General features: G+C 37.9%; 7 protein-coding genes. 1 reads left to right on the top strand and 6 read right to left on the bottom strand.

Going from position 1 to position 8,483, the window contains the following annotated elements:
- Positions 1-189: 189 nt before the first annotated feature.
- The 5 genes from G5B11_RS17845 to G5B11_RS17825 form a co-directional block, all read right to left on the bottom strand.
- Positions 190-1,782 carry an AAA family ATPase gene (locus G5B11_RS17845; protein WP_173729240.1) on the bottom strand — a complete coding sequence of 531 codons (1,593 nt, stop codon included), beginning with the start codon at positions 1,780-1,782 and terminating at the stop codon, positions 190-192.
- 378 nt (positions 1,783-2,160) lie between these two features.
- Positions 2,161-2,523 carry a type II toxin-antitoxin system HicB family antitoxin gene (locus G5B11_RS17840; protein ID WP_117449528.1) on the bottom strand — a complete coding sequence of 121 codons (363 nt, stop codon included), beginning with the start codon at positions 2,521-2,523 and terminating at the stop codon, positions 2,161-2,163.
- Entirely contained in the window at positions 2,507-2,764 is a 258-nt protein-coding gene (locus G5B11_RS17835; RefSeq protein ID WP_055054195.1) for a type II toxin-antitoxin system HicA family toxin, read from the bottom strand. Before G5B11_RS17835 ends, G5B11_RS17840 begins: the two co-directional genes overlap by 17 nt.
- A gap of 330 nt (positions 2,765-3,094) precedes the next feature.
- A complete protein-coding gene (locus tag G5B11_RS17830) occupies positions 3,095-4,444 on the bottom strand; it encodes an aminomethyltransferase family protein (RefSeq protein WP_118368515.1) in 1,350 nt (449 codons plus the stop codon).
- A gap of 20 nt (positions 4,445-4,464) precedes the next feature.
- Positions 4,465-5,409, bottom strand: a complete 945-nt coding sequence (locus tag G5B11_RS17825; RefSeq protein ID WP_118514200.1) for an NmrA family NAD(P)-binding protein — start codon at positions 5,407-5,409, stop codon at positions 4,465-4,467.
- A 249-nt stretch (positions 5,410-5,658) separates the two neighbouring features.
- On the opposite strand from G5B11_RS17825, the gene G5B11_RS17820 reads away from it, so the two are divergent.
- Entirely contained in the window at positions 5,659-7,206 is a 1,548-nt protein-coding gene (locus G5B11_RS17820; RefSeq protein ID WP_173729239.1) for a PucR family transcriptional regulator, read from the top strand.
- 85 nt (positions 7,207-7,291) lie between these two features.
- Here G5B11_RS17820 and G5B11_RS17815 read toward each other — a convergent pair.
- Positions 7,292-8,483 (bottom strand): MFS transporter (locus G5B11_RS17815; RefSeq protein WP_173729238.1); only part of this gene is annotated, 1,192 nt, incomplete at its 5' end.

Here is an 8,483-nt window from a genome sequence, read left to right as displayed (position 1 = left end):
CGAGAGATTTTGCTTAAAAATCTCTCGTAAAAACAACAAAATTTAAAGTGCTGTGGAATTTACTTTTGCACTGGAATTTACTTTTTCAAGTCACAAGCTCGTTTCTGATAACCTAATTGTCCCATAGACTGATATATCAAAACATAAAGTATATTTATTAATATAACTATCTTTCAGATAAGTCTAAAATTATTCCTTATTCTTGTTATCATTAAGCAACTGTATTATATGGTCTATAACCGTTTTTAAATTCTTAAAAATAATCTTAAGTTGTTCGACATCGAGATTACAAATATCATCACAACACTTCATTTTCTGAAAATCTGGAATCAATTTTTCTATTCCATATCCATCAACTTCTTTTCGCTGTTTTTTATATGGTTTGATATCTATATTATCCAAAACAAGCGCATTTTCAATTCCTATACTAATCTCAGCAGAATTTTCAAATTTCGGAATGCTCAAAGTAATAACATTATTTAATTCTTTTAATGGTTTGTTGGTATCACAGTCATATAAACAAACACTTTTTACCGCTGAATTTCTGGCTATCAAAAAGGATACAGCCTTATTCAATGCATCTTTACCGGTATTTGCCTCCTGCCCCTTTTCATCAATATATCCAATCCACTTGAATTTAAAATCTACATCATACCCATAAACTTCAAGTGCTTTCTTAAAATATTTTTCATCCGTTCTACCTTCTAAGTAAACAACTGGTTGTTCATCAACCGGTAAATCAATTTGAAAGGCATCTTGAACTGCTTCTATAGAATTACACTTAAAATATTCCGGTTTATCTTTCACAACAATATCTCCATTATCGTCACGCGAAAAAATTATTACTTTATCATTTCTTCGTGTGTCATTATGAATTACAAACGGTGAATGTGTAACAGCAAAAATTTGAGAAGTCTGTTCTCCACAATTTGTAAATATACCTTTATAATAATCCATTACCTTTACTTGCCAATTTGGATGAAGACTTATTTCTGGTTCATCAATAAACACAAAAGCTCCATTTGTTGCATTTACATCCTTAAGCAAAAAGCAGCCACGATAAACCACTTGTTTTTCACCAGAACTTAAATTATCAATCGGAATGTCTATACCATTCTTTCGAAAAAGAATCAATTTCTTACCTCCCACGTTTTCTATTCGACTATATTTTAAGCTTTCAAACATCCTATTAAATGCGGTTGTAAATCGGGGCATACGCTCTTGAAAAACAATATCCTCAACAGATTGTTTTAATTCTTTTGCAGTTCTATACGCACGAGCTAACTCTCCATCATCCATGGACTGTATATCAACAAGTAGTTGATTAATTTGTGTCGGTAGTTTTTCTGTTGAACGTCTACTATCTTTTATCGAATCAAGTGTTAAACTCGTCACAGTTGAAACATCATCTGCATGAAAATTTATATCAACATCAGAAAAAATACCACTAAACGGATATCTGTTCTTTATATCACCAGATCCAATATATGTATTCATTCCTTGTTCGTCATTAGCATATATATAATTTTCACCATTAATCTCTTTTAAGTAATATCTAATACTAAAAATTTTTCCCTTATATTCAAACTCAACTAACACAGGATATTTAACTGTATAAGATGCTATTTCGTATAGCGCATTTATAATCGTACTTTTTCCTGTTCCATTTTCGCCAGCAAAGATTATTGTATCGAATGCTTTCCCATCTTTTCCACAAAAATCGAGTTCCAAATTTTTCAAAATAGGATGCTCTTGAAATTTGATTTTTCTGATTTTATACATAATAATTCCTCTTTCACGTTAATTTTTTCAAATATATAAAATATTATATTAAAAATATATCATACATCATCTAATAAATAAATTCACAGTTGAAATTTTACAACGATAACAAATTTGATATTTGTTTATGACAAATACAGCTATTAGAAAAACAACAGGCAATCGTGTAGACTGCCTGTCATTTAAAATAATTCATTAGAAATTTTTATTTATTCAAACTCGGCAAGTCCAAAGATGTTATTAAATATATTTGTTTAAGTTTTATATCTTTTTTGCCGTTATTTTATTTCTATTGCATATATTATTTTGGCTCGCTGATTTTCTGTTGCCAATTTGTTGCCAACTTATTGTAAATGGTGTAAATAAGTTTGACAACATTTATTTTGAGAACACTGCATCATTTCTGGAAAGAAGGTACACACAATACTGATTCATGCTGATTCCTTCTCTCTGCGAATGCTCTGCCAGTGATCTGTGCAGACTTCTCGGAATTCTCAATTTAAACTGTCCAGAATAGTCTTCCAGACTGTCTGGTTCATGAATCTCTACACCATCTTCTAATGCAGCTTCAATCCATGCTTTTTTTGCATCCAGTGCATTTGCTACCGCACTCTCCACTGTCTCACCACAAGTAATGCAACCAGGCAAATCCGGATAAGAAACTACAAATCCGCCTTCATCTTTATCTTCCACAATTTCCATACGATAGGACATTGCCATATAATCATTCAGCGTCTTCATCATTCTTCGCCTCGCTTTCTACAATCTGCCTTACCATTTCTACATATACTTTCTTGATTGGTTCATGCTTTGGTATTGTAATTGGCATACACCCTTGTTTTCTGAAAGTATAATGGCTACTTCCACTTCTTGGTGCATTCATTTCGTATCCATAACTTTCCAATACCTTCCGTAACTCATCAAACCGGAGGTCTTTCGATAAATTGCATATACGTGTTATCAGTTTATCCCATTTTGACATTTGTCATACCTCCTATCTATATTATATATGGTGTCATATATGGTGTCAATCAATTTATTATATTATTCCATGATGATTCTACGTTCCTAACAACTTCTATTGGTTTTCCCTGAATTATAGTCTCTCCACCTTTATTTCCTGCATTTCTTCCTACATCTACAAGATAATCTGCTACATGAGAAATAAATTTTATATTATGTTCAATAATTAATACAGGTATATGTATTAAGTTAAAAGAATAAACCCGTAAACAGCAGATCCCCTGCAAAGCTTGAAAACTCTGCAGGGGAACACATAAATTTTATTTTCCCTATGTAATCATCTCCGGTTTCATCTTTCAAAAACAGGTATATCCGAAACATCCCGCTTTTCATTACGGATATAATCCTGATTATACGGGAATCTGGCAACCTTTGCGCGAACCTTCATCTGGCGGGTTCCCGGCGTTCCCCAGAGTATTTCAAGCTCCGTCCCTTCTTTGGCATATTCTGCGGAAATGAAGGCCAGAGAAATCATGCTGTTATAGGTATAAGAGATGATTTTTCCGCTTGTGATCCCGATCTCCTTATCTGCAGCCAGCACCTTATCCGCCCGGTACTCAAAACCAAACTCTCTGACACAGAAATAGTATTCAAGAGCGCATGGTTTGGTAATATCCTCGCAGGGTTCCTCCCCAGGGCTGAGCATGGTTGCAAAGACTTCTGCCACATCCTCGGCGTTCCACTCCAGGGTTACGCATTTTTTTTGGGGCTTTTTCGACATTTCAAGGAGGGCTTCTTTTCCAATGAAGTCATGATTGTATTTAATCAGGAAATCCCATCCCACATCATAGGGAGTAACAAAGCGAGCCTGAAGATCATCCCCCACACTTCCGAGAAGCCTTCGATTGAGATTGAACATGGATAACTGAGGCACTGTGCGCATATATTCTGTCATTTTCTCGCTGGTTTCCAGCCACGGAAGCGGATAGTGAAGATTGATATTCGGGAATCCGGCCTCCGTATGGTTAAACATGTTATAAGCCTGGAGCCCAAGCTTTCTTGCTCCCAGCTTTTCACCTGCCGCCCATACCAGATTATAGATCTCCGCATAATCCGCCATATCTCCGTGAATTTCATAAGCAAGGTTGCCGGACATGCCAAGCCGGATGATGCGTACCTGTTTTCCGTTTACCTCCTGGATTCTATGTCTGCCGAATTTGATGTCGTGAAGATTGGCCTGGAATGCGTTTTCCAGAATCTCTAAGGACTTTTCACCGTCAATCTGGATAAAATATTCCTTTCCGCTCATGTTTTCGCCATGCACATCCAGATCTGATGTATTGACATAATAAGAGATCACCGGATCAAGCCAGTAGGTTCTGTAACGATCTTCTCCGATACGGATTACAACGCCGTCTGTCAGAATCTGACCTTTCTCATTGCACATTACGGCATGGCGTATGCCGTTCATTCCCAGCGTGGTAAAATCATTTGTACAAACCTGTCCCATTAATTTAACGGCATCCGGTCCGTATACATCATAAATGGGGGATGTCATAAGCGCCGTTCCAATCCATGCGCTGGTCTGATATGCCTTGATCTCATCCTCCACGCCCGTATAAGCATATGCCGTAATAAAAGATCCCTGTGGGAACAATAAGGTGGCGCCTTCCAGCGCCGGATTCATCATTTCTGCCATTTTTCGTCCTCCTACTGTTTTTAATTATCTGTAGATGTTCTTGTTCCGATTAAATGATTTTCCATATCTTCAAACATTTCTCTTACCGTGATGGGTTTTTGCCCTGTCAGCTTTTCAAAATCATCTGTAAATGTACTCATTTGATTCAGACGGATTGCCCTGCCAAAGGACACCATTCCATCTGAGCAAAATGGAAAGTTCTTCGCCGTGTCCGCCCACATTTCCTCCGTTGTCCTTGGAACGCCGATGGAGTCAAAGAACTCATACATCTCATCATCGTTGATATATTGATATTCCGTCTTTTTACCCGTAACCTCCGAGGCGATTGCCATGTACTGTGCAATTGTCAGAAGCTCGGCTCCATTTATATCAACAATTCGATCTTCCCAATCAGACATTGCCGCACAGGCCGCCGCAAGCGCACAGTCATCCCTCGAAACAAATGCCATTTTCCCATCTCCCATGTTATTGCGGATGATGCCGTTTGTATTTTCAACTGCTTCCACAAATGTGGAGACCATTGCTTCCGCATATTGGGAATCCCGAAGAATCAAATAATGGATGGGCTGTTTTTTGATATACCTTTCGGTCCATACATGATCGTTTACTTCGTAAGCATTGATATCCTCATGTCCGGCTCCTACAATCGATGTATAAACCAGTTTGTTTACACCTGCCGCCACAGCCGCATCAATTGCAATTTTATGTGCCGCTCTTCTTTTCGGTCCAACGAATGGCATGGAGATCAGAATAACTGTATCCGCATCTTTAAATGCTTCCGTCAGTTTTTCCGCATTGTTAAAATCGGCAATTCTGGTTTCAATGCCCATTGCCTGGTATTTTTCAAGACCATTTTTTGTTGGAGCCGTAAAAATCAAAGCTTCATGAGGATATTTTTCCAGCAATACACGGGCTGATCTGCTTCCAAAATTTCCGTCTACTCCATTTAACAATATCTTTTTCATAAAAAATAATCCTTTCAACTATATAGTTATAATATTAAAAAATCGATACCCCTTTATAGGATGCTCCCTCAGCTCTTTTTATTGCCTCCTTCCTTTTGTCTGAATTATATTATTTCCTCTCTAACTGTCGGCGCCTGAACAGTGTTTTCTATATATTCATAGTAAAGCAGTTGCCATCTCCCGTCATCAGTTATATAATTCATTTATACCGTCTTTTTTCGTCAAAAATAACCAAAGGAGTTTTTTGCAATGAAATCTATGAGCATTTCTGTCATCCTTGACTGGATTCCTGATAAATACAGGATTTTTTATAAATCTACGGGCTTAGATCAATTATTCCGGCATGCCCGCATGCTTGATGATTCCATGGAAATAATCGATAATGATTTTCTGTATTTAACACAAGAGAGCTCTTTCCTTGATAGGGAATGGGATATACGTAAGCCCCGGTTCCTGATTTTCTGTACCAAAACCGGATCAAAGGAGGGACAGATAAACCCTTCCTGGATGGAGCATGCCGCCATCTTATATACGGACGAGCCTTTTCATAAGGTATTCCGTGAGTTTCTGGATATTTTTGATAAGTACTATGCCTGGTATGAGCAATGCCTAAATATAATTATCGAAAACAAAGACGTTTCAGATCTGCTTGATTATGCGGCCACCTTTCTTTGCAACCCGATTGCCCTTTTTTCTCCAACCGGAAAGCTGCTGCATTATACCGGGAAATTTCAGGAAAAAATCGAGGGAACTCTCTGGGACGAGGTTATCAATTTCGGCTTTACACCGACAGAATCCATATATCCTGACAAACACCAGAGAGTTATGCAGGAAATTCACAGCGGAAACCGCTTAATCTCCAGCGTCTTTCGTCAGGATCCATCCCATCACTCTCTGACCGCTCCGCTTTATTTTGAGGGAAAAAACTTTGGAGCATTCGGTACGACAGATATGAACGGTCCCTTTACGGAAGCACAAAAGGCTTTGTTATTAGAAGTCGTTCATTTTACAGAGCTTGCTATGAATCACCAGATTCAGGCTTTTCTTTTGCAGGATGAAGAAAACTATTATGTTATACGGCTTTTACAGGGATATCCGGCAGATGAGCTTTCTACCTCTTATTATCTCCAAGCCAGAAATTATACGAACGAGGATATTTGGTATCTTTATCAATTTTCCCTTCCGGAATCTGACGTCTCGGATACCCGTCAGTCTGCCTATATTCATCAGATAAAAAATATTCTGCCTCATGGAGTTGTCCTCTATTTTGAACATTCTATTGTTGCAGTTTGCCGCAGGCGGGATTTTGATCCTGATTATGAAAAATCATACGCCGCACTGGAGGATTTGCTAAAACGGCTTTCCCTTAAGGTCTATATAAGCACCCGTTTTTTTAGATTCACGGAGCTTTCCATGGCATATGGACAATGCAGGCTTATGAAATCTTACCCTTTGGAGCCTCAAAAACATATTCAAAGGTTTGATGAAGCCTTTCCGCATGTTTTATATGGTGTCCTTAAGGAAAAAAACTCCTTGCCGGGCTTCTGCCACCCAGCTGTTTTATCCCTGTGGCAAAGCCATATGGAGCAGGATCTCACGCTCATTCATAATTTAAAATGCTATCTTATCAACGGAAGAAATATAGCGGAGACTGCCCGGACGCTTCATCTTCATAGAAACACCTTGATCTACCGGCTACGAAAAATCGAAGACCTGCTCCATATTTCACTGGATTACCTGGATGAAAATATGCTTCTCTATTTATTAATATCCTGCTTCATCTGCGAAACACTCTAATTTGGACATCCTCCTATGCTTGAAATTTGGCTTGCGACAGCAATTTCATTGCAACACAGGAAGATTTTCATTTATTTTGTGATTCTTACTTTTGATTGTTTCCGAACTGAGGGAGTAACAGCCCACAGAGGAACATAATTACCATACATATGGATGCAAGCATAAACAACAAACTATAATTATCTCCCGCAATCGGTGTTAAGATATAAGTTGGAATCAAAACAGCTCCAAGAAGCTGTAATGTAGAGATGACACCCGCCGCACTTCCTGCATATTTAGTTTCAAGTCCTTCTAACAAAACCGGTGCGGAAAGGAAAATAGGCATTGACGCTCCAAGCATAATTCCAGTATAAAGAACCAGTATGTGTAAAACGAATATGGACGGAAATCTCCAACACATAATAATTCCGGTAAAACTCAACACGGCAGCTCCTGATACAAACACTTTAACATTTTTGATTTTAGAGAATACAATGGGACCTGTAATAGAACCAATACAATTTCCCAATGTCAACATAGATGCAATCGTACCACATACTTTCAAATCTATTCCATACATAGTCTGCAATGCCATCGGCATAAAAGTGGATAAAGTTACCGTACTGCCAAGAGCCATCATAATGCAAATAGAAACCAGCCATATACCTTTATTAGAAAGTACTACCTCAAGAGAATCCCCAATGGAAGGTTGATTTTCCTGATCTATCTTCTCCCTTTCTTCCATTGTATCCTCTGGCTTATCTTTCACAAAAAGCAACCATAAAACAAATACACTAATACAGAATATTGCTGATACAATAAAAGCAGATGTCCTGCTATCAAACAAAACTGCCGTCGTTGCTGTCGCAAAGGCTCCCGGAAGTTGTCCGCAAAATGCAAATATGCCCATCAAAATTCCTAGCTTTTCCTGCTCAAACCAACTTGCAGTAATCTTGGATGCATTAATATTGACAAACATATTGGAGAAACCGGTTAATGCCATGCAAAGAAAAAATGGCATATAGCTATTTGCAAAAACTCTCCCAATCATTCCAATTCCAGCTATAACAAATGAAATATTAATGACTTTCTTTGAACCAACCTTGTCAGAAATCATTCCTTCTACAAAACTCAAGAAAATTGCTACAATCATAGGCGCCGTAAATAAAGATGAAAACTGCGATGTTGTAAGTCCAAAAGATTGTATTAGTTCCGGCGCATACACGGATAACTGGTATTGTGCAAGGGCACTGAAAAAGTCTGATTCTAAAAAAGAATTGGGCTTTTTTTCGTATTTC

It is taken from the genome of Blautia glucerasea, assembly GCF_013304385.1.
Taxonomy (GTDB): Bacteria; Bacillota; Clostridia; order Lachnospirales; family Lachnospiraceae; genus Blautia_A; species Blautia_A ammoniilytica.
This window is presented reverse-complemented; position numbering and strand designations above follow the sequence as displayed.